Origin of the sequence: Pseudomonas sp. GD03903, assembly GCF_029840045.1 — a bacterium.
GTDB lineage: Bacteria > Pseudomonadota > Gammaproteobacteria > Pseudomonadales > Pseudomonadaceae > Pseudomonas > Pseudomonas pseudonitroreducens.
Genome location: NZ_JAOCBT010000021.1, coordinates 42,426 through 62,484 on the forward strand (window position 1 = coordinate 42,426; position 20,059 = coordinate 62,484).

Annotated in this window: 16 protein-coding genes; 11 read left to right on the top strand and 5 right to left on the bottom strand. The window is 65.5% G+C overall.

The window, feature by feature from the left end; translation table 11 throughout:
* Positions 1 to 29 precede the first annotated feature (29 nt).
* The 3 genes from N5C91_RS25505 to N5C91_RS25515 are packed head-to-tail and all read right to left on the bottom strand — an operon-like array spanning position 30 to position 2,666.
* A complete protein-coding gene (locus N5C91_RS25505) occupies positions 30 to 1,097 on the bottom strand; it encodes a hypothetical protein (protein ID WP_279832871.1) in 1,068 nt (355 codons plus the stop codon).
* A gap of 58 nt (positions 1,098 to 1,155) precedes the next feature.
* Positions 1,156 to 1,530: a RidA family protein gene (locus N5C91_RS25510; RefSeq protein ID WP_236170987.1), complete on the bottom strand. Its 375-nt coding sequence runs from the start codon at positions 1,528 to 1,530 to the stop codon at positions 1,156 to 1,158.
* Between the two features lie 20 nt (positions 1,531 to 1,550).
* Complete coding sequence (locus N5C91_RS25515) at positions 1,551 to 2,666, bottom strand: FAD-binding oxidoreductase (protein ID WP_236170986.1); 1,116 nt, start codon at positions 2,664 to 2,666, stop codon at positions 1,551 to 1,553.
* A gap of 111 nt (positions 2,667 to 2,777) precedes the next feature.
* Between N5C91_RS25515 and N5C91_RS25520 the strand changes: the two genes are divergently transcribed.
* The gene (locus N5C91_RS25520; RefSeq protein ID WP_279832875.1) at positions 2,778 to 3,401 is read left to right on the top strand and encodes an XRE family transcriptional regulator; all 624 of its coding nucleotides are present in this window, start codon (positions 2,778 to 2,780) and stop codon (positions 3,399 to 3,401) included.
* Positions 3,402 to 3,407: 6 nt separating this feature from the next.
* On the opposite strand, the gene N5C91_RS25525 is transcribed toward N5C91_RS25520, so the two are convergent.
* Both N5C91_RS25525 and N5C91_RS25530 read right to left on the bottom strand, forming a co-directional pair.
* Positions 3,408 to 6,284, bottom strand: a complete 2,877-nt coding sequence (locus N5C91_RS25525; protein ID WP_279832877.1) for a GGDEF domain-containing phosphodiesterase — start codon at positions 6,282 to 6,284, stop codon at positions 3,408 to 3,410.
* Positions 6,285 to 6,396: 112 nt separating this feature from the next.
* Entirely contained in the window at positions 6,397 to 7,290 is an 894-nt protein-coding gene (locus N5C91_RS25530) for a LysR family transcriptional regulator (RefSeq protein WP_017520368.1), read from the bottom strand.
* Between the two features lie 204 nt (positions 7,291 to 7,494).
* On the opposite strand from N5C91_RS25530, the gene leuC reads away from it, so the two are divergent.
* The 10 genes from leuC (at position 7,495) to N5C91_RS25580 (ending at position 19,913) form a co-directional block, all read left to right on the top strand.
* The gene (gene leuC, locus N5C91_RS25535; RefSeq protein WP_236170983.1) at positions 7,495 to 8,922 is read left to right on the top strand and encodes a 3-isopropylmalate dehydratase large subunit; all 1,428 of its coding nucleotides are present in this window, start codon (positions 7,495 to 7,497) and stop codon (positions 8,920 to 8,922) included.
* An 11-nt stretch (positions 8,923 to 8,933) separates the two neighbouring features.
* Complete coding sequence (gene leuD, locus N5C91_RS25540) at positions 8,934 to 9,578, top strand: 3-isopropylmalate dehydratase small subunit (RefSeq protein ID WP_236170982.1); 645 nt, start codon at positions 8,934 to 8,936, stop codon at positions 9,576 to 9,578.
* Between the two features lie 35 nt (positions 9,579 to 9,613).
* Positions 9,614 to 10,378 (top strand): class I SAM-dependent methyltransferase, encoded by a 765-nt coding sequence (locus N5C91_RS25545; protein ID WP_279832880.1) that lies wholly within the window; start codon positions 9,614 to 9,616, stop codon positions 10,376 to 10,378.
* A gap of 88 nt (positions 10,379 to 10,466) precedes the next feature.
* Positions 10,467 to 11,549 (top strand): 3-isopropylmalate dehydrogenase, encoded by a 1,083-nt coding sequence (gene leuB, locus N5C91_RS25550; RefSeq protein ID WP_279832881.1) that lies wholly within the window; start codon positions 10,467 to 10,469, stop codon positions 11,547 to 11,549.
* Between the two features lie 80 nt (positions 11,550 to 11,629).
* Positions 11,630 to 12,742 carry an aspartate-semialdehyde dehydrogenase gene (gene asd / locus N5C91_RS25555; RefSeq protein ID WP_236170979.1) on the top strand — a complete coding sequence of 371 codons (1,113 nt, stop codon included), beginning with the start codon at positions 11,630 to 11,632 and terminating at the stop codon, positions 12,740 to 12,742.
* Between the two features lie 257 nt (positions 12,743 to 12,999).
* Positions 13,000 to 14,187 (top strand): FimV/HubP family polar landmark protein, encoded by a 1,188-nt coding sequence (locus N5C91_RS25560; RefSeq protein WP_279832884.1) that lies wholly within the window; start codon positions 13,000 to 13,002, stop codon positions 14,185 to 14,187.
* Between the two features lie 94 nt (positions 14,188 to 14,281).
* Positions 14,282 to 15,292 carry an aspartate-semialdehyde dehydrogenase gene (locus tag N5C91_RS25565; RefSeq protein WP_279832886.1) on the top strand — a complete coding sequence of 337 codons (1,011 nt, stop codon included), beginning with the start codon at positions 14,282 to 14,284 and terminating at the stop codon, positions 15,290 to 15,292.
* Between the two features lie 168 nt (positions 15,293 to 15,460).
* Entirely contained in the window at positions 15,461 to 18,355 is a 2,895-nt protein-coding gene (locus tag N5C91_RS25570; protein ID WP_279832887.1) for a FimV/HubP family polar landmark protein, read from the top strand.
* A 19-nt stretch (positions 18,356 to 18,374) separates the two neighbouring features.
* Positions 18,375 to 19,232 (top strand): tRNA pseudouridine(38-40) synthase TruA, encoded by an 858-nt coding sequence (gene truA, locus N5C91_RS25575; protein WP_279832888.1) that lies wholly within the window; start codon positions 18,375 to 18,377, stop codon positions 19,230 to 19,232.
* Positions 19,233 to 19,289: 57 nt separating this feature from the next.
* Positions 19,290 to 19,913: a phosphoribosylanthranilate isomerase gene (locus tag N5C91_RS25580; RefSeq protein WP_279832889.1), complete on the top strand. Its 624-nt coding sequence runs from the start codon at positions 19,290 to 19,292 to the stop codon at positions 19,911 to 19,913.
* Positions 19,914 to 20,059 lie beyond the last annotated feature (146 nt).

Sequence of the window (20,059 nt, forward strand, 5' to 3'; positions counted from 1 at the left end):
TTTTCGTTGGTACCTCGATCGGCTGCCGATCAGGCTTTCTGCTGGTCCGGCAATGGTGCCGAACGATTGCGCCACCAGGCGATGACGATGGCCGCCATCAGCACGAAGCCCAGGTAGCCCATGGCCGGGTAGACCAGACCCACCAGCTTGACGAAGCCGACCTGGCTGGCGATGAAGGCGAGCACCACCGCGACCACGGTGGCAACGCGGAACGGCACGCCATAGGCGGCGCAGCGTGCGGCCAGGGTGTAGGCGAAACCGCTGGTGGTGCAGTACAGCTTCACCAGCAGCAGGGCGAGCATCACGTCGCCGAACCAGGGCGCGATGTTGTTGCTCAGCAGCAGGGTGGGAATGGCGCTGCCGCCGATCACGTCGATCTGCACCAGCATCACCAGGGCCATGGCGAGAATCAGCACGCCGACGCCGATACCGCCGAATACTCCGCCCATTGCCGCGGTGCGCAGGTTCGCCACGCTGCCGCCCATCACCACCACGGCCGCCGCGGTGGCGGCGACGTTGTAGGAGACGTAGAGCAGCGCACCGAGCAGCCAGTTGGGCGCCGGATGCGGCACGGCCTGGGCAATCTGCTCCAGCTCCGCCAGCGGCTTGTGGATATGCGTCAGCGCGTAGATGGCGATGATCGCCACGATGATCATCAGTACCGGGGTGATCAGGCTCATCAGGGTGATCACCCGCTTCAGGCCCAGGCACACGGTGATGATGGTCAGCACGCCGAGGACCATCCCGCCGATGGAGTGGCCGATGCCCAGTTGCTGTTCGAAGGAGGAGTTGGCGCCGGCGAACATCACCACCATGGTGCCGAACAGGAAGAACGTCAGCATCAGGTCGACGACGCGGCCCAGCGGCTTGCCACAGATGTACTCCATGGCTTCCTTGTGCGACTGGGTCTGCAGGCGGCTGCCGATCTGGTAGAGGTTCATCAGCAGGAAGGCGAACAGTGCCAGCGCCACCAGCGCGCCCGCCAGGCCCATGATGCCGAAGCCGCCGAAGAACTGGAGGATCTCCTGGCCCGAGGCGAAGCCGACGCCCACCACCAGGCCGATGTAGGCTCCGCCGAGCTTGAGACTGGTTTTCATGATCGAGACTCTGTTGTTGTTATGCGAGCGGCCCCGCTCGCGGCGGGGCCGAAAGGGGTCACGCTGCGCCGACGTAGGCCTGGATTTCCACCTCGACATCCACGCCCAGCGCCAGGGCCGAAGCCACGCAGGAGCGTACCGGCAGGCCCTGGTCGAAGTAGCGCTTGTACACCTCGTTGAAGCCGGCGAAGTGCGTCATGTCGGACAGCCACACGGTGGCCTTCACCACCTGGGAAAAGTTGGCGCCGCAGGCTTCCAGGCTCTCGGCGATGCGGGTCATCACCGCTTCGGTCTGGGTCTGGATGTCACCCTTCACCACCTGGCCGTCGGCGGTCATCGGCACCTGGCCGGAGAGGAACAGGAAGCCACCGGCCTTCACGGCGCGGGAGAAAGGGAAGGGCAGGGTGCTGGGAAAACGCTGGATATCGCTCATGGGTAAGTCTCCGGGGGAATTCAACGCAGGCGCGCCGGGCTCAGGCGCTGGGGGTCGACGCCTTCCAGGCGCAGGGATTCGGGGAGCGGCTGGCCGAGCAGCAGCGACTGGGCCAGGCGCGAGACGCCGTCGGCGGACTGGATGCCGTAGCCGCCCTGGGCGGCCAGCCAGAAGAACGCCGGGTTCCGGGCATCGCTGCCGATCACCAGGTCGCCATCACTGACGAATGAGCGCAGGCCGGCCCAGCTGTGGTTCGGCCGGCGGATCGCCAGGGTGGTGTGCTCCTCGATGTGGTGCACGCCGATGGCGATATCCAGCTCTTCGGGCTGCACGTCCTGGGCCTGCACCGGATCGGCATTGGCGGGCGAGCCGAGCAGTTGGCCGGCGTCCGGCTTGAAGTAGAAGCTTTCATCGATGCCGATGACGGTCGGCCAGCGACTGACATCGACACCTTCCGGCACGGCGAAGGTAAAGGCGGTGCGCCGGCAGGGTTGCAGGCCGACGGGGCGGATGCCGCAGCGCTCGGCCACATGGTCGGCCCAGGCGCCGGCAGCGTTGACCAGTTGCGCGGCCTGTATGACTTCGCCATGGCTGAGTTGCAGCGTCCAGCCGCCATCATTCGCGTATCGGGCGGAGAGCAACTCGCGGTTGCAGCGCAACTCGCCGCCACGCTGGCGCAGCGCGCGCAGGTAGCCCTGGTGCAATGCATGGACGTCGAGATCGCGCGCATCTGCCTCGTAGAGCGCGCCGATGATCGCGTCGGCGCGCAGCACCGGGAGGAGCTCCAGCGCCTGTTCGGTACTGATGCGCTCGACACCGGGCGTGGCTTCGGCCTGGTTCAGCCGCTCGATGTCCTCGGGGCCGCCGACGTACAGGCAGCCGCGCGGGGTGAGGATCGGGTGCTCGCTGAAACCTGCCGGTGGATTCTCGTAGAAGGCGCGACTGGCGCGGGTCAGCGCCTGGATCTGCGGCGTGCCGTAGGCCTCCATGAACATTGCCGCGGAGCGCCCGGTGGCGTGGTAGCCGGGCTGCTCTTCGCGTTCCAGCACCAACACCTTGTGGGTCTCGCTCAGGCGGTAGGCGAGAGAAGCACCGGCAATGCCGGCACCGATGATGACGAAATCGAAATGGCTCACTGCAAGGGCCTTCTGCCGGTATTCTCTTATGTGAGAAATCTAAGATATGAGAATTTTTGCGCCAAAGGCAAGGCCCGGTAAACTTTCGTCGGCCCCCTCACGAGATGTCCCATGAGCGAAACCGCGCAGATACTAGCCAAACCCCAGCAACTGGATCGAGACGAAGTCGGTGCGCGCCTGCGGGCGGTTCGCAAGCAACAGAAGCTGACCCTGAAACAGCTCTCCGACCTGTCTGGGGTGGCGGTTTCCACCCTGTCGAAGATGGAGTTGGCGCAGGTCGCGGTGAGCTATGACAAGCTGGCCGCCGCCGCCCGCGCCTTGCAGGTGGATATCGCCCAGTTGTTCCGCCCATTGCCGCCCGTCGGAGTGCTGGCGGGACTGAAGACGTTCGTGAAGACCCGTGTCGATGACGCTGGCGGTTACGACACCGGGGGCTACGAGTACTACCCCATCGCCGGTGATTTCCCGCAGCGCAGCATGACGCCACTGTACGCGCGCATCTTTGCCCGCGAAGTGGGCGAGTTCGATGATTACGTCCGCCACCCCGGCCAGGAGTTCGCCATGGTGGTGGCCGGCCGCGTGCGCATCCAGTTCGAGACAGGCGAGTCGGTAAGCATCGGCCCGCGTGAGACGGCGTACTTCGACAGCAGCGTCGGCCACCTCTACCTCAACGACGGTGAAGCCGACGAGGCGCAGGTGATGGTGGTGATGTCGGAGTTGCGGCCCGCCGAGTAGCGGGCCTTACGTCACCTGTTGTGAGTCGCGCCGGGGCAGCAGGGCGATGAAGTCCTCCAGCGGCACCGGGCGGCTGAACAGGTAGCCCTGGTACAGGTGGCAACCCTGTTCGGTCAGCAGCGCCAGCTGTTCGGGGGTTTCCACGCCTTCGGCCACCAGTTCCAGCCCGAGGCTGTGGCCCATGGCGATGATGGCGCGGACGATTTCCGCGTCGTTGCTGTCGTTGGGGGCGTCGCGCACGAAACTCTGGTCGATCTTCAGGCTGTCCACCGGCAGGCGCTTGAGGTACGTGAGCGATGAGTAGCCGGTGCCGAAGTCGTCCATGGCGAACCGCACGCCAACCTCGCGCAGGCGTTCCATGCGCGCGATGGTGTCGTCCAGTTGCTGGATCACGATGCCCTCGGTGATCTCCAGTTTCAGCAGGCTGGCTGGCAGCCTGGTCTTGTGCAGTAGCGCCAGCAGGCGCTCGACGAAGTCGCTCTGGCGGAACTGCCGCGGGCTGATGTTCACGCTCAGGCTGAAATTCTCGATGTCGATGCGGCCCTCGGCGAGCAGCTGCGCGCCGGTGCGGCAGGCCTCCTCGATGACCCACTGGCCGACCTCGACGATCAGCCCGCTGTCTTCCAGGACGCGGATGAAGCTGGCCGGCGATTGCGGGCCACGAGTCGGGTGGCGCCAGCGCAGTAACGCCTCGGCACCGACGATACGTGAATCGCGGGTGTCCACCTGCGGCTGGTAGTGCAGGTTGAATTCACGCCGGGCGAGGGCCATGCGCAGGCCGTTCTCCAGGCGCAGGCGCTCGCTGGCGGCCTGCTGCATGGATTCGTGGAACAGCTGCACGGTGTTTCGCCCGGCGTCCTTGGCGCGGTACATGGCAATGTCGGCGCGCTTGAGCAGGTCGTCGGGGGTCGCGCCGTCGTCGGGGATCAGCGCGATACCGATACTCGGGGTGATCTGCAGGCGGTGGCCGTCCAGCAGCATCGGCTCGGCCAGCAGGTCGCGCAGCTTTTCCGCCAGTTGCCGCACTTGCTGCGCGGTCTCCAGGCGGCTGCCCTCGATACCGGTGATCAGCACCACGAACTCGTCGCCGCCCAGGCGCGCCACGGTGTCTTCCTGGCGCACGCTGGCTTCCAGGCGCGCGGTGACCATCTGCAGGATGGAGTCACCGACCGAGTGGCCGAGCGAGTCATTGATGTGCTTGAAGTGGTCGAGGTCGAGGAACAGCAGCGCGCCGCGCAGGCTGTGGCGTTGCAGCAGGGCGATCTGCTGCTTGAGGCGATCCATCAGCAGGGCGCGGTTGGGCAGGTCGGTCAGCGCGTCGTGGTAGGCGAGGTGCTGAATGCGCGCCTCGGCCTCGCGCAGTTCGCTGGTGTCGCGGGCGGTCAGCAGCAGGCAGTTCACGCCGCCCAGCTCGATCGGCTCCACCGACACGTCCACCGTCTTGATCGTGCCGTCGCGGTGGCGGCCGCGCATTTCCAGGTGGTGGACGAAGCCGTCGCGGTTCAGCGCGGCGATCATGTTCAGGCGCTCGTCCGGGTCGGCCCAGATATTGATGCCCAGGGCGGTCTGCCCGATCACTTCGTCGGTGCGGTAGCCGGTGAGGCGGTGGAAGCCTTCGTTGACTTCGATGTAGCGGCCCGTCTCGCGTTCGGTGATGGTGATGGCGTCGGGGCTGGAGTGGAACGCCTTGGCGAACTTTTCCTGGCTGGCCTTGAGCGCCGCCTCGGCCTGCAGGCGCCGGGTGACGTCGCGGAAGCTGGAGAGAATGCACAACTGGCGGTCGACCCAGATCAGCCGGCTGGCGACCATGCAGGTGATGGTCTGGCCCTCGCGGGTGAGGAACTGCACCTCGACGTTCTGCAGCGAGTGGTCGCGCATCAGTTGCTCGAACAGTCGCGAGCGCTGGTGGTGGTCGGCCCAGAAGGCGACCTGGTGGGATGAGCGGCCGATGATGTCCTCGGCGAGCCAGCCGAAGGTGCTGCAGAAACTGGGGTTCACTTCGACGAATTCGCCGTCGCGCACCCTGGACACGCAGATCGGGTCAGGGCTGCCCTGGAACAGACTGGCGAACTTCTCCTCCGAGGCCTGCAGGCTGCGCTCGCGCAGTACGCGCTCGGTGATGTCGAGCAGGGTGCCAGCCATGCGCAACGGCTTACCGTGGGCATTGCGGTACAGGCGTGCGCGGCTTTCCAGGTAGCGGACTTCGCCCGAGTCGAGCTGGGCACGGTAGGTGAACTGGTAGTCGTTCTCCGGCCCGCGGGCCAGCCGCGCGTAGGCCTGGCGCATGCGCTGGCGGTCGCTCTTGTCGACGCAGGCGAAGAATTCGCCGAAGGGCCCGTGGAAATCCCGATCAGGCAATTCGTGCAGGACGGCAGCGCGGGCCGAGCCGTAGAGCAGGCCGCTGGGAATGTGCCAGTCCCAGATGCCCAGTTGCGCGGAATCCAGGGCCAGGTCGAGGCGCTCCTGGCTGTCGCGCAGGGCCTGTTCCTGGGCGCGCACGTGGGTGATGTCGCGTACCGTCAGGACCAGGCAGGGCTGCTCGTCCAGTTCGATCTGGCAGCCGTAGACGCGGGCACTGCGGATCTCCCCGGTGCGCGTCAGCAAGGTGACTTCGAAACCGTCGAGTTGCTGTTCGGCGGCCATCCGCTCGAGCATGCGCTGGCGCTCGTCGAGGCTGCGCCACAGGCCAAGCTGCACGGACGTGCGACCAAGCGCTTCCTCGCGACTCCAGCCGAAGCGGTCGACGAAGCTGGCATTCAATTCGAGGAATTTACCGCTGTCGCGGTCGGTGATGACCATGGCGTCAGGCGCGGTATGAAAGGCCTTGGCGAACTGGTCCTGGCCGTCGGTGGCGAACGGGGGCGTACGCGGGGCGCGGTTCATGCGGCGCTTCCCCGATGGCTGGCGGCGCCGGTCAATCGAGGCCGGCTAACGCGAGGTGGCGTGCGGACGGGCATTCGGGCCCCTTCTTCTAGTTCTGTCAGAACAATAGAGGTTAGGCCGCGACAGGCGCAAGCCCGGCCGCCTGGGCGTCGAGCAGGCGCATGAAGGCCCGCGCGGCGTTGGATAGGGTGCGCTCGGTGTGCAGGATGTAGCCCAGTTGGCGACTGAGCTGGATGTCCTGCAGCGGCAGGCGGACGACGCTGTCATCGAGCATGGTGCGCGGCAGGACGCTCCAGGCCAGGCCGATGGAAACCATCATCTTGATGGTCTCCATGTAGTTGGTGCTCATGCCGATGTTCGGCGTCAGGCCTTCGGCTTCGAACATGCGCCGCACGATGTGGTGGGTGAAGGTGTTGCCGCCGGGGAATACCGCCGGGTGCCGCGCCACATCGGCGAGGAACACCGGGCCCTGCACGGACAGCGGGTGCTCCGGGGCGGCGACGAAGTCCAGCGGGTCGTCCCATACCGGCACGGCGCGCACGGGTTCGGCGGTTTCCGGGGCGAGGGTGATCACGGCCAGTTCGGCGCGGCCATGGAGAATCTCTTCGTAGGCCACTTCCGAGTCACAGAACTGGATGTCCAGTGCCACCTGCGGGTGGGCCTTGGTGAAAGCGCGCAGCAACGGCGGCAGGCGGTGCAGGCCGATGTGGTGGCTGGTGGCCAGGACCAGACGACCGCTGACCTCGCCATTGAGGTTGGTCAGTGCCCGACGGGTATCGTCCAGCACGCTGAGAATCTGGTAGGCGCGCGGCAGCAGGGCGCGCCCGGACTCGGTGAGCGTCACTTCGCGGCCAACCCGGTCGAACAGGCGCACGCCCAGCTGGTTTTCCAGGGCGGCGATGCGTTTGCTCACCGCCGGCTGGGTCAGGTGCAGGCGCTCGCCGGCTTCGGAGAAGCTGCCGGACTCGGCGATGGCGAGGAAGGTGTTGAGGCTGGTCAGGTCCATCGGGGCGGCTCCAGGCGTCAGGTGTCAGGCTGCAGGCAACAGCGGGCGGAGCGTTTTTGCCTGCAGCTTGAAGCTTATAGCTTGTCGCATTCCTTATGGGAATCCTTCGGATGAAAAATATGAATTTGAGTTATTCGGTGCCTTTCCATAGGATCATCCCCACAAGCCCAAGGGGCATAGAAAGACGCTGATGAGGACTCTCTGATGGCCGGCAAGACGCTCTACGACAAACTCTGGGAAATGCACGAGGTGAAGCGCCGTGACGATGGTTCGTCGCTCATCTACATCGACCGTCACATCCTTCACGAAGTGACCTCGCCGCAGGCTTTCGAAGGCCTGCGCCTGGCCGGCCGCAAGCCGTGGCGCATCGATGCCAACATCGCCACCCCGGACCACAACGTGCCGACCACCCAGGTCGAGCGCAAGGGCGGCCTCGCGGCCATTGCCGACGAAGTGTCGCGCATCCAGGTCCAGACCCTGGACGAGAACTGCGATGACTTCGGCATCCTCGAATTCAAGATGAACGACATTCGCCAGGGCATCGTCCACGTGGTGGGCCCGGAGCAGGGCGCGACCCTGCCGGGCATGACCGTGGTCTGCGGCGACTCGCACACCTCGACCCACGGCGCCTTCGGCGCGCTGGCCCATGGCATCGGCACCTCCGAAGTGGAGCACGTGCTCGCCACCCAGTGCCTGGTCGCCAAGAAGATGAAGAACATGCAGGTTCGCGTGGAAGGCAAACTGCCCTTCGGCGTGACCGCCAAGGACATCGTCCTCGCAGTGATCGGCAAGATCGGCACCGCGGGCGGCAACGGCCATGCCCTGGAGTTCGCCGGCAGCGCCATCCGCGACCTGTCCATGGAAGGCCGCATGACCATCTGCAACATGTCCATCGAGGCAGGCGCCCGCGTCGGCATGGTGGCGTGCGACGAGAAGACCGTCGAATACGTGAAGGGTCGTCCGTTCTCGCCGCAAGGCAGCGATTGGGACAAGGCCGTCGAAGCCTGGAGCGACCTGGTTTCCGACGCCGATGCGCACTTCGACACCATCGTCGAGCTGCGTGCCGAGGACATCAAGCCGCAGGTCAGCTGGGGCACCTCGCCCGAGATGGTCCTGGCCGTCGACCAGAACGTGCCGGACCCGGCTGCCGAGGCGGATGCGGTCAAGCGCGATTCCATCACCCGCGCCCTCAAGTACATGGGCCTGAACGCCAACCAGGCGATCACCGATATCCAGCTGGACCGCGTGTTCATCGGCTCCTGCACCAACTCGCGCATCGAAGACCTGCGCGCCGCCGCCGCCGTGGCCAAGGGCCGCAAGGTCGCCGCTACCGTGAAGCAGGCGCTGGTCGTACCGGGCTCGGGCCTGGTGAAAGCCCAGGCCGAACAGGAAGGCCTGGACAAGATTTTCATCGAAGCCGGCTTTGAGTGGCGTGAACCGGGCTGCTCCATGTGCCTGGCGATGAACCCGGACCGCCTGGAGAGCGGCGAGCACTGCGCTTCCACCTCCAACCGCAACTTCGAAGGCCGCCAGGGCGCCGGTGGTCGTACCCACCTGGTGAGCCCGGCGATGGCCGCCGCGGCAGCCGTGACCGGTCGTTTCATCGACGTACGTGAATTGATGCAGGCCTGAGGAGACCAGAGATGAAAGCATTCACCCAGCACACCGGTCTCGTCGCGCCGCTCGACCGCGCCAACGTCGACACCGACCAGATCATCCCCAAGCAATTCCTCAAGTCGATCAAGCGCACCGGCTTCGGCCCGAACCTGTTCGACGAGTGGCGTTACCTGGACGTCGGCCAGCCGAACCAGGACAACTCCAAGCGCCCGATCAACCAGGACTTCGTTCTCAACTTCCCGCGTTTCCAGGGCGCCAGCGTGCTGCTGGCCCGTGAGAACTTCGGTTGCGGCTCCTCCCGCGAGCACGCGCCGTGGGCGCTGGACGAGTACGGCTTCCGCACCGTGATCGCGCCGAGCTTCGCCGACATCTTCTTCAACAACAGCTTCAAGAACGGCCTGCTGCCGATCATCCTGAAGGACGAAGAAGTGGACGAGCTGTTCGCCCAGTGCGAAGCCACCGAGGGTTACCAACTGACCGTCGACCTCGCCGCGCAGACCGTGACCCGTCCGGACGGCAAGCAGTACAGCTTCGAGGTGGACGCGTTCCGCAAGCACTGCCTGCTCAACGGCCTGGACGACATCGGCCTGACCCTGCAGGACGCCGACGCCATCCGCAGTTTCGAAGGTGGTTATAAACAGCAGCAGCCCTGGTTATTCCGCGACGCCTGATGGCGCCGCAGCAGCCGCAAGCCAAGGAGACAGTCATGACCGAGAGTCGTCACGAGCAAGTGGTCCAGCGCCAGTTCGGCGCCCAGGCCAGCGCTTACCTGACCAGTGCCGTACACGCCCAGGGCGAGGAATTCGCCCAGCTGCGCGAGCGACTGTCGGCGACTAACGGTGCGCGCGTGCTGGACCTGGGTTGCGGGGCAGGGCACGTGAGCTTCAACGTCGCGCCGCTGGCTGGCGAAGTGGTGGCTTACGACCTGTCCCAGCAGATGCTCGACGTGGTGGCTTCGGCCGCCGCCGAGCGCGGCCTGGGCAACATCGCCACGCGTTGTGGCGGCGCCGAGCAGTTGCCGTTCGAAGAGGGCGAGTTCGACTTCGTCTTCAGCCGCTATTCCGCGCACCACTGGCGGGATGTTGGCCAGGCGCTGCGCGAAGTGCGCCGGGTGCTCAAGCCGGGTGGCGTGGCCTGCTTCATCGATGTCGCAGCGCCCGGCTTGCCTCTGCTGGACACCTATCTGCAGACTGTCGAGGTCCTGCGCGACACCAGCCACGTGCGTGACTACTCGCCGTCGGAGTGGGCGCGCTTAGTGGGCGAGGCTGGGCTTGCGGTGACCGCTGCCAAGCGTCAGCGCCTGCGCCTGGAGTTCACCTCCTGGGTCGAGCGCATGCGTACGCCCGAAGTGATGCGCCAGGCCATTCGTGCCCTGCAGCTTTCGATGGGCGACGAGGTGCGCGAGTATTTCGAGATCGACGCCGAGGGTTCTTTCAGCACTGACGTGCTGGTGCTCTGGGCAATCAAATAACGGCTGCAGGCGGCAGGCTACAGGCAGTAAGAAAAAGCCTGTGGCCTGAAGCCTGCGGCCTGCAGCTTTTTCCGAAGGAAAACATTTCATGAGCAAACAGATTCTGGTTCTTCCCGGCGACGGTATCGGCCCGGAAATCATGGCCGAAGCGGTCAAGGTGCTGGAGCTGGCCAACGACAAGTTCGCCCTGGGCTTCGAGCTGACCGAAGACGTGATCGGTGGTGCCGCCATCGACAAACACGGCGTACCGCTGGCCGACGAGACCCTGGAACGCGCGCGCAACTCCGACGCTGTGCTGCTGGGCGCCGTGGGCGGCCCGAAGTGGGACAAGATCGAGCGTGACATCCGCCCCGAGCGCGGCCTGCTGAAGATCCGTTCGCAACTGGGCCTGTTCGGCAACCTGCGCCCGGCCATCCTCTACCCGCAACTGGCCGATGCCTCCAGCCTGAAGCCCGAAGTGGTCGCCGGCCTGGACATCCTCATCGTCCGCGAGCTGACCGGCGGCATCTATTTCGGCCAACCGCGCGAGCAGCGCGTGCTGGAGAATGGCGAGCGCCAGGCGTACGACACCCTGCCGTACAGCGAAAGCGAAATCCGCCGCATCGCCCGCGTCGGCTTCGACATGGCCCGCGTGCGTGGCAAGAAGCTCTGCTCGGTGGACAAGGCCAACGTCCTGGCTTCCAGCCAGCTGTGGCGCGAAGTGGTCGAGGAAGTCGCCAAGGACTACCCGGATATCGAGCTGTCGCACATGTACGTCGACAACGCCGCCATGCAGCTGGTCCGCGCGCCCAAGCAGTTCGACGTGATGGTCACTGACAACATGTTCGGCGACATCCTGTCGGATGAGGCTTCCATGCTCACCGGCTCCATCGGCATGCTGCCTTCCGCCTCGCTGGACTCGAACAACAAGGGCATGTACGAGCCTTGCCATGGTTCCGCGCCGGACATCGCCGGCAAGGGCATCGCCAACCCGCTGGCGACCATCCTCTCGGTGTCGATGATGCTGCGCTACACCTTCAATGAAGGTGCTGCCGCCGACGCCATCGAGAAGGCCGTGAGCCTGGTGCTCGACCAGGGTCTGCGTACCGGGGATATCTGGTCCGAAGGCTGCACCAGGGTCGGTACCCGCGAAATGGGCGATGCGGTAGTCGCGGCTCTGCGGAATCTGTAATCTGTTCGGCTCGCTCGTTCCCGCACTTTTGTAGGAAGGCGGGAACGACGGCCCTCTAAATATTTGAAGGTGTAGTAGCGATGAAGCGTGTAGGTCTGATCGGTTGGCGTGGCATGGTGGGTTCGGTGCTCATGCAGCGGATGCTGGAAGAGCGGGACTTCGACCTGATCGAGCCGGTGTTCTTCACCACCTCCAATGTGGGTGGCGAAGGTCCGTCCATTGGCAAGGACATTGCCCCCCTGAAAGACGCCTACAGCATCGAGGAACTGAAAACCCTCGACGTCATCCTGACCTGCCAGGGCGGCGACTACACCAGCGAAGTCTTCCCCAAGCTGCGCGAAGCCGGCTGGCAGGGTTACTGGATCGACGCTGCTTCCAGCCTGCGCATGCAGGATGACGCGGTCATCGTTCTCGACCCGGTCAACCGCAAGGTCATCGACAACTCGCTGGATGCCGGCACCAAGAACTACATCGGCGGCAACTGCACCGTCAGTCTGATGCTGATGGCCCTGGGTGGCCTGTTCGAGGCTGGCCTGGTCGAGTGGATGAGCGCCATGACCTATCAGGCGGCCTCGGGCGCCGGCGCGCAGAACATGCGCGAGCTGATCAAGCAGATGGGCGCCATCAACGCCTCCGTCGCCGATGACCTGGCCAACCCGTCCAGCGCCATCCTCGACATCGACCGCAAGGTCGCCGAGGCCATTCGCAGCGACGCCATGCCCACCGAGAACTTCGGTGCGCCGCTGGCCGGCAGCCTGATCCCGTGGATCGACAAGGAACTGCCCAACGGCCAGAGCCGCGAAGAGTGGAAGGGCCAGGCCGAGACCAACAAGATCCTCGGTCGCTTCAAGAACCCGATCCCGGTCGACGGCATCTGCGTGCGCATCGGCGCCATGCGTTGCCACAGCCAGGCGCTGACCATCAAGCTGAACAAGGATGTGCCGATGGCCGACATCGAAGGCCTGATCAGCCAGCACAACCCGTGGGTCAAGCTGATCCCCAACCAGCGTGAAATCAGCATGCGCGAACTGACTCCGGCGGCCGTTACCGGCACCCTGAGCGTTCCGGTCGGCCGTCTGCGCAAGCTCAACATGGGCTCGCAGTACATCGGCGCCTTCACCGTCGGCGACCAGCTGCTGTGGGGCGCTGCCGAGCCGCTGCGCCGCATGCTGCGTATCCTGCTGGAGCGCTGATCCACCCCGCGTGACCTCGCAACGCCGGCCCAGTGCCGGCGTTGTGCTTTCTGGAGCACGAGAAGTTCCGGTTGTGTAGGTGAACCGCCGCACAAAAACGCCAGTCCGTCTGGCTGCCGGTACTTTGGCGCCAGTTTCTGTGACGCACCCGGAAAAGCCACCGGGAACCAGTCGCTATCCTCGCAGCCCGTCCATGGGGACAGGTTTCGGCGCGCCTTTTCGTGCCGGCCGACGGCAAGCAAGCAGCGGGGGAGAAAATGGCTCGGTTACACAGATTGTGGTTGGCGACGGCGGTGGCGGCAGCCTTCATGCCGGGCATGGCGGGCGCACTGGAACTGGGCGACATTTCCTCGCGCGCGGCGCTGGGGCAGACCCTTTCGGCCAATATCGACCTGCGTGGCACGGCAGACCTGAGCTCCGAGGAAGTCGTGGTCAGCCTCGCCTCGGCAGAAGACTTCGAGCGCCTGGGGGTGGATCGCAATGTGGTCACCAGCGGGCTGAAGTTCACGCCCGACCTCGGCGGGAATGGCCGTGGCGTCATTCATGTCAGCTCGTCCAAGCCGATTCGCGAGCCCTACGTGAATTTCGTCCTGCAGGTCGTCTGGCCGCAGGGGCGTCTGGTGCGCGAATTCACCCTGTTGCTGGACCCGCCGACCTATGTGGCCAGCCCGGTGGTGCCGCCGGCCATCGCGCCGATTGCCGCAGTGCGCGCAGCGCAGGCGCAGCCGCTGGCACCGTCGGTGGCCAGCGCGCCGGCCGCGGACAGCTATCGGATCCAGCGCAATGACGCGCTGTGGGACATCGCCTCGCGCAATCGCCCGTCCATCAGCGTCTCGGTCATGCAGACCATGGCGGCGATCCAGCGGATGAACCCGGATGCCTTCGTCGACGGCAACATCAACCGCATCAAGGTCGGCCAGGTGCTGCGTCTGCCCAGCGAACAGCAGGTTCGTGAGCAGACCCATGCCCAGGCAGTGGCGCATGTGGAAACCCAGAATTCGCAGTGGAAGGCCAAGCGCAATCCGGAAACGGCCCAGCAGGGGCGGCAACTCGACGCCACCCACAAGGCCGAGGCGGGGAGTGCGCCGGCAAAGGCGGAAGAGCGCGACAACCTGCGCCTGGTCTCCGGCCAGCCAGGCAAGGACAAGGGCAAGGTCGACGCCGAGCAGCTCGCTGTGGCCCAGGAGGGTCTGGACAGTGCGCGCCGCGAGGGCGAGGAGCTGCGCAGCCGGATTTCCGACCTGGAAAGCCAGACCCAGAAGCTGAACAAGCTGATCGAGCTGAAGGACTCGCAGATCGCCGGGCTGATCGCGCGTCTGGCCGAGCAGGATCGCGCCAAGGCCCAGGTCGCTTCACCTGCGGGCAACCCCCAGGCTGCGGCGGAAGTCGCCCAGGCATCCGCACCGCTGACCGCCCAGGCGGCGGATGGCGCGCCGCACCCCTGAGCTGCGGCGATAGGCGGCGGGGCCCTCGATTGCTTCGCCGCCGGTGGGGGCAGTAAAGTGCTGCGCTACTTTTCCCACCGATTGTGAGACCCCGATGCCTGAAACACTCGACATTGCCGTAGTTGGCGCCACAGGACTCGTTGGCGAGGCTTTGGTCGAACTGCTGGAAGAGCGCGACTTCCCCGTCGCCAATCTGTATCTGCTGGCCAGCGGTGAATCCGCCGGCAAGTCGATAGCCTTCCGTGGGCGCAACATCCGGGTCGCCAAACTCGATGAGTTCGACTTCGCCAAGGTGCGCCTGGCCTTCCTCTCCGTGGGCGCCGAAGCCGCCGCCGACTGTGCTGCCCGTGCCGGCGCGGCCGGCTGCAGCGTGATCGATCTCAGTGGTGCCTCGCTGAACAACACCGCTGCACTGCTGGCCCAGGCCTGCGTGAACGGCGATGCCGTCGAAACCCTGTCGCTTCCCGCGCTGATTGCCGCTCCGGCGGCACCGGCCGCCGAGGTTGCCGAAGTGCTTGCCGCGCTGCGTGGCGTGCTGGAGCTTCGCCAGGTGAATGTGGCCGCCTGCCTGTCCGCTTCCGCCCTGGGGCGCGAGGGTGTGCAGGAACTGGCGCGGCAGACTGCCGAGCTGCTCAATGCCCGCCCGCTGGAGCCGCGCCTGCTGGATCGCCAGTTCGCCTTCAACATGCTGGCGCAATTGGGCGCTGTCGATGCGCAGGGTTATTCCGCGGTCGAGCGGCGCATCGCGGCAGAGCTCTCGGTACTGTTCCCTGAACTGAAGGGCGGCCTGAGCGTGGCCTGCAGCCTGGCACCGGTGTTCTTCGGTGATGCCCTGATGCTGTCCATCAAGGCTGCGGCGCCGATCTCGCTGTCCGCCGTCAGTGCCGCGCTGGAGGCAGCCGAAGGCATCGAGGTGGTGGAAGACGACTACCCGACTGTCATCGGCGATGCACAGGGGCAGGATAGTGTCTACGTCGGTCGCCTACGGACCGGTCTGACAGATTCGTGCGAACTGAATTTGTGGATTGCGTCAGATAATGTGAGAAAAGGCGCAGCCCTAAATGCTGTGAACTTGGGCGAATTGTTGATAAAACACTATCTGTAAAAGATACTTACCGAATATTTGAAGAAGTATTCTAGCTTGGCAATACTGGCCGGGAACGTCGCTGACAGGGGAGAGCACCACCGTGAAAACGGAGGGTGTAGTGGGCAGCGGCGCCCGATAGACGTCGTTCTAATCCAGAAAAAAGCTATTAAAACAAGGGATTAATATATGGTCCGGCTTCGTAAACTGGTGCAGGCAATCGCAGCTGCTTCGGCACTGACCTCGGGCATGGCGCATGCGCTGGGGTTGGGAGACATCCACCTGCGTTCGGCACTGAACCAGCCGCTGGACGCCGAGATCGAACTGGTCGAAGTTCGTGACCTGTCCTCGGCCGAGGTAATCCCGAAGCTGGCTTCGCCGGAAGACTTCAGCAAGGCTGGCGTCGACCGCCAGTATTTCCTGACCGGGCTGAAGTTCACTCCCATCGTCAAGCCGAACGGCAAGAGCGTCATTCGCGTGACCTCCGACCGGCCGGTGCAGGAACCCTACCTCAACTTCCTCGTGGAAGTGCTCTGGCCCAATGGCCGGTTGCTGCGTGAATACACCGTGCTGCTGGACCCGCCGCTGTACTCCCCGCAGACCGCTGCCGCGGTGCCGCGCGCGCCGATGGCGGCGCCGGCTCCGGTGGCGCGTCCGGCCGCCACGGCAGCACCGCGCCCGTCGGCCGCTGCCGCGCCGCGCCCCGCTGCGGCGCCTGCGCCGTCTCGTCGCCTGGAAGGCAACGAGTACCGTACCGGCAAGAACGACACCCTCTGGGAAATCGCCGCGCGTGCGCGCCCGGATGGCAGCGTTTCCGTGCAGCAGACCATGCTGGCGATCCAGGACCTCAACCCCGATGCCTTCCTTGGCGGCAACATCAACCGCCTGAAGAGTGGCCAGGTACTGCGCCTGCCCGATGCGGAGCAGATCAAGGCGCGCACCCAGCCGGCAGCGGTCACCGAGGTCAACCAGCAATACACCGCCTGGCGTGAAGGCCGCAGCTTGCCCACTGGCGGCGCTCGCCAGCTGGACGCCACTCCGCGCGCCAATGCCGGTAACGCCCCGGCCCAGGCTGATAGCAAGGACAGCCTGCGCCTGCTTTCCGGCGAAAACGGCAAGGCCAAGGGTGGCGACAAGGGCAGCAAGGACGGTCAGGCCGTCGCTGACAAGTTGGCCGTCACCAAGGAAAGTCTCGACAGCACCCGTCGCGAGAACGACGAGCTGACCAGCCGCATGACCGATCTGCAGAGCCAGATGGACAAGCTGCAGAAACTCATCGCGCTGAAGGATGCGCAGCTGGCGAAGCTGCAGAGCGAACTGGGCAGCGACAAGTCCGCCGCCAATGGCGCGGCTGCCGTGCCTGCTCCGGTGCCGGGTGCCGATTCGGCCGCCCAACCGGCTACTCCGCCGGCTCCTGCGGTAGCAGAACAACCGGCTGCACCGACCCCGGGCGGGGATGCGGGCACGCCGCCAGCCCCGGCTGCCGAAGCACAACCGGCTCCGGCTCCGGCACCAGCCCCGGCTCCTGCTGCGCCGGCCCCCGCGCCTGAGGCGCAGAAGCCGCAACCTGCTCCCGCTCCCGTCGCGGTGCCGGTCGAGCAGGCCGAGACCAGCTTCATCGACGAGATCCTGGCCAACCCGATCTGGCTGGGCGCCATCGCCGGCAGCGCGCTGCTGGCGCTGCTGGTCCTGCTGATGATCATTTCCCGCCGTCGCGCCGCCAAGGAGCAGGAAAGCCTTGCTGCCTACGCCGGTGACGACGAGCCGCACCTGGACGATGACCTGGCCCTCGCCGGCAGCGAACTCGACACCCTGGACGTACCGCAGGCCGCCGAAGTCGCCGCCCCGGCGCAAGCTGCGCCCGAGCGTGTTGCCGCGCAGACCAGCGACGCGCTCGGCGAAGCGGATATCTACATTGCCTACGGCCGCTTCAACCAGGCCGCCGAACTGCTCCAGGGCGCCATCTACGACGAGCCGCAACGTGCTGACCTGCGTCTGAAGCTGATGGAGGTCTATGCCGAGATCGGTGACCGCGAAGGTTTCGCCCGCCAGGAAAACGAGCTGCGCGAAATCGGCGGTGCCGAACCGCAGGTCGAGCAACTGAAATCCCGCTACCCGGGCATGGTCACCCTCGCTGCCGTAGGTGGCGGGCTGGCTGCTGCCGCGGCGGCTGCCGATGATGAGCATGACCTCGACGGCTTCAGCCTGGACGACTTTGCCATCGATACCCCCAGCGCCGCTGCAGAGCCTGCTGCTCAGCCCCACGGCGATCTGGACGATGCCTTCGACCTGGCGCTCGATGACCTCGACCTGGGCGAAGACAAGCCGGCCGCCCCGGCCGCGCAGCCGAGCGATGAGCTGTCCTTCGGCAGCTTCGATCTGGACGACAGCCTGAGCCTGGGCAACTCGCCGGCCGAGGCGCCGAGCGCGAACAAGGTCGAGGACGACTTCGCCTTCGACCTGGACCTGCCGGAAGAGCCGGCTGCCAAGGTCGAGGCTCCATCGCTGGTCGACGATCTGAGCGATTTCTCCCTGGACCTGGATAGCGACCTGGAGAAGGACGCGCATTCCACCCTGGCTTCGGCGGAAGATGACTTCCTGCTGAGCCTGGACGATGACACTGCCTCGTTGTCCGGCGTGAGCCCCGAGGAGTTCAGCCTGGATATCGACAGCAAGGCACCTCAGGTCGATGACCTGCCGGATGACTTCGACCTGTCCCTGGCGGATGACCAGCCGCTGCCGGCCAAGGCCGATGACAGCTTCGCTGCGCAACTGGACGAAGTGAGCGCCGAACTGGATCGCCTCTCCGCGCAGAACGACGAACCCAAAGCGCCAGTCGCACCGCCGGTTGAAGACAGCTTCGCCGCTGGCGACCTGGACCTGCCGGGCGAGGCTGCCGACGACGAGGACGATTTCGACTTCCTCTCCGGCGCTGACGAAGCGGCTACCAAGCTCGACCTGGCGCGTGCCTACATCGACATGGGCGACACTGAAGGCGCCCGCGACATCCTCGACGAAGTACTCACCGAGGGTAACGACAACCAGCAGCAGGAAGCGCGTGAACTGCTCGGGCGTATCGCCTGAGCCGGAAGGCTCCATATAGATGATTGAAGCAGTACTCTCAGCGGCGGCCGATTCGGCCGCCGTTGGCGTTTCCAGGATTGCCCTGGGCGTCGAATTCAAAGGCTCGCGTTATCGCGGCTGGCAGCGCCAGGAGAATGGTGTGCCAACCGTGCAGGGGGCGCTGGAAAAGGCCCTGTCCCGGGTGGCTGATCACCCCGTTTCGTTGATGTGCGCGGGGCGCACTGACGCGCTGGTGCACGCGAGCGGGCAGGTGGTGCATTTCGATACCACCGCCGAGCGCTCGCTCATCGCCTGGGTCATGGGCACCAATGCCAACCTGCCCAACGATATCAGCGTGACCTGGGCCAAGGTGATGCCGGCACATTTCCATGCGCGCTTCAGCGCCATGGCACGGCGCTACCGCTATGTGATCTACAACGACCAGATCCGCCCGGCGCACATGGCCGAGGAGGTCACCTGGAATCACCGTCCGCTGGACGCTTCGCGCATGCGCGAAGCGTCCCGGGCGCTGGTCGGCGCCCATGATTTCACCTCGTTCCGTGCCGTGCAGTGCCAGGCCAAGTCGCCGGTGAAAACCGTGCATCACCTCGAGGTGATCGAGCACGGCCGCTTCATCGTGCTGGATATTCGCGCCAACGCCTTCCTGCACCACATGGTGCGCAACTTCGCCGGTGTGCTGATGACCATCGGCGCCGGTGAGCGGCCGGTGGAGTGGGCGGCCGAAGTACTGGAGGCGCGAGATCGCCGCGCCGGGGGTGTCACCGCGCACCCTTACGGGCTGTACCTGGTGCGCGTGGAATACCCGGAGGAGTTCGTGTTGCCCGAGCGCTACCTGGGGCCACATTTCCTTTCAAGTTTGCCGGATGTCGTTGGCTGACGTTGCCAGGGTCATTTGCTACCATCGATCGATCACTTGCCTGAAGGTTGCTGCATCTTGTCTGCCGTTCGCATCAAAATCTGCGGTATTACCCGAGTCGAGGATGCCCTGGCGGCCGCCGAAGCGGGCGCCGACGCCATCGGCCTGGTGTTCTACGCCAGGAGTCCGCGGGCAGTGAGCATCCAGCAGGCGCGGGCAATCGTTGCGGCGTTGCCGCCCTTCGTCAGTACCGTCGGCCTGTTCGTCGATGCCAGTCGCTGCGAGCTGGGGGAAATCCTCGATGCGGTGCCGCTGGATGTCCTGCAGTTCCATGGCGACGAAACGCCGGAGGCCTGTGCGGGCTGGCACAAGCGTTACCTCAAGGCCTTGCGCGTGAAACCGGGCGACGACGTGGCGGCGCAGATCGCGAACTATCCGCAGGCCAGCGGTTTCCTCCTCGATACCTATGTGGAAGGCGTCCCTGGCGGAACCGGGCTGGCCTTCGACTGGTCACTGGTGCCGCAGGACGTACAGCGTCCGTTGATTCTGGCCGGCGGCCTGACGGTCGCCAACGTGGCCGAGGCGATCACCCAGGTGCGCCCCTATGCCGTGGACGTGAGCGGCGGGGTGGAGGCAAGCAAGGGCATCAAGGATGCGCAGAAGATCCGCGACTTCATCGCCCAGTGTCGTTCGGTGGCGTGACGCGGAATCTTCATGTGACGACGAGCGGCCTGCCGCCGTCCACTACCCAATCGCTGCACGGCAGCGTTTGGGACTCGTCGGTGGCTGTCGCCGGCGACCCAGTGGTGTATTCATGGCGACGCCCTCGGGCGGCGCCTTTGTTTGCG

Bases quoted from the DNA above. Each gene is read 5' to 3' on its own strand.
- leuB (WP_279832881.1), top strand. From the start codon at position 10,467: ATGAGCAAACAGATTCTGGTTCTTCCCGGCGACGGTATCGGCCCGGAA.
- asd (WP_236170979.1), top strand. From the start codon at position 11,630: ATGAAGCGTGTAGGTCTGATCGGTTGGCGTGGCATGGTGGGTTCGGTG.
- N5C91_RS25510 (WP_236170987.1), bottom strand. From the start codon at position 1,530: ATGAGCGATATCCAGCGTTTTCCCAGCACCCTGCCCTTCCCTTTCTCC.
- N5C91_RS25560 (WP_279832884.1), top strand. From the start codon at position 13,000: ATGGCTCGGTTACACAGATTGTGGTTGGCGACGGCGGTGGCGGCAGCC.
- N5C91_RS25505 (WP_279832871.1), bottom strand. From the start codon at position 1,097: ATGAAAACCAGTCTCAAGCTCGGCGGAGCCTACATCGGCCTGGTGGTG.
- N5C91_RS25525 (WP_279832877.1), bottom strand. From the start codon at position 6,284: ATGAACCGCGCCCCGCGTACGCCCCCGTTCGCCACCGACGGCCAGGAC.
- truA (WP_279832888.1), top strand. From the start codon at position 18,375: ATGATTGAAGCAGTACTCTCAGCGGCGGCCGATTCGGCCGCCGTTGGC.
- N5C91_RS25545 (WP_279832880.1), top strand. From the start codon at position 9,614: ATGACCGAGAGTCGTCACGAGCAAGTGGTCCAGCGCCAGTTCGGCGCC.
- N5C91_RS25530 (WP_017520368.1), bottom strand. From the start codon at position 7,290: ATGGACCTGACCAGCCTCAACACCTTCCTCGCCATCGCCGAGTCCGGC.
- N5C91_RS25520 (WP_279832875.1), top strand. From the start codon at position 2,778: ATGAGCGAAACCGCGCAGATACTAGCCAAACCCCAGCAACTGGATCGA.
- N5C91_RS25570 (WP_279832887.1), top strand. From the start codon at position 15,461: ATGGTCCGGCTTCGTAAACTGGTGCAGGCAATCGCAGCTGCTTCGGCA.
- leuC (WP_236170983.1), top strand. From the start codon at position 7,495: ATGGCCGGCAAGACGCTCTACGACAAACTCTGGGAAATGCACGAGGTG.
- N5C91_RS25565 (WP_279832886.1), top strand. From the start codon at position 14,282: ATGCCTGAAACACTCGACATTGCCGTAGTTGGCGCCACAGGACTCGTT.
- leuD (WP_236170982.1), top strand. From the start codon at position 8,934: ATGAAAGCATTCACCCAGCACACCGGTCTCGTCGCGCCGCTCGACCGC.